At 42.4% G+C, this 1,019-nt stretch carries 1 protein-coding gene; it reads left to right on the plus strand.

The window, feature by feature from the left end:
* A partial coding sequence (gene tuf, locus NH288_RS11335; protein ID WP_265215410.1) for an elongation factor Tu occupies nucleotides 1–1,019 on the plus strand: 1,019 nt, incomplete at both ends.

The raw sequence follows: 1,019 nt of genomic DNA on the forward strand, positions 1-1,019 counted from the left end.
GAAGAAAGAGAACGTGGAATCACAATCAACACATCAGTAGTAGAATACGAAACAGAAAAAAGACACTACGCACACATCGACGCTCCAGGCCACGCTGACTACGTTAAAAACATGATCACAGGTGCAGCACAAATGGACGGTGCAATCATCGTAGTATCTGCAGCAGATGGTCCAATGCCACAAACAAGAGAACACATCCTACTAGCAAGACAGGTAGGTATACCAAAAATCGCAGTATTCTTAAACAAAGAAGACCAAGTAGATGACCCAGAACTAATCGAACTAGTAGAAATGGAAGTAAGAGACCTACTAAACGAATACGACTTCGATGGCGACAACTGCCCAGTAGTAGTAGGATCAGCTCTAAAATCACTAGAAGAAGGTGGAGAAGGTCCATGGTCAGATAAGATTCTTGAACTAATGGATGATGTAGATGAATACTTCGACATCCCAGAAAGAGACAACGACCAACCATTCCTAATGCCAGTAGAAGACGTAATGACAATCTCAGGACGTGGAACAGTAGCAACAGGTAGAGTAGAAAAAGGAACACTAAAAGTAGGCGATACAGTAGAAATCGTAGGTCTAACAGAAAAAACATCTCAAGCAGTAGTAACAGGTGTAGAAATGTTCCATAAATCACTAGACCAAGCAGAATCAGGAGACAACGTAGGAGTACTTCTAAGAGGAGTTCAAAGAGACGAAATCTCAAGAGGCCAAGTACTAGCAAAACCAGGTTCAGTACACCCACACACAGAATTCGAAGGTCAAGTATACGTACTAACCAAAGAAGAAGGTGGACGTCACACACCATTCTTCTCAGGCTACAGACCACAATTCTTCTTCAGAACAACAGATGTTACAGGTGACATCCAACTAGAAGACGGAGTAGAAATGGTAATGCCAGGAGACAACGCAACATTCAAGATCACACTTCAAAAGCCAATCGCTCTAGAAGAAGGTCTAAGATTCGCTGTTCGTGAAGGTGGTAGAACAGTAGCATCAGGAGTTGTTTCTAA

Source organism: Anaerococcus sp. NML200537 (assembly GCF_026131715.1).
GTDB classification, from domain to species: domain Bacteria; phylum Bacillota; class Clostridia; order Tissierellales; family Peptoniphilaceae; genus Anaerococcus; species Anaerococcus kampingae.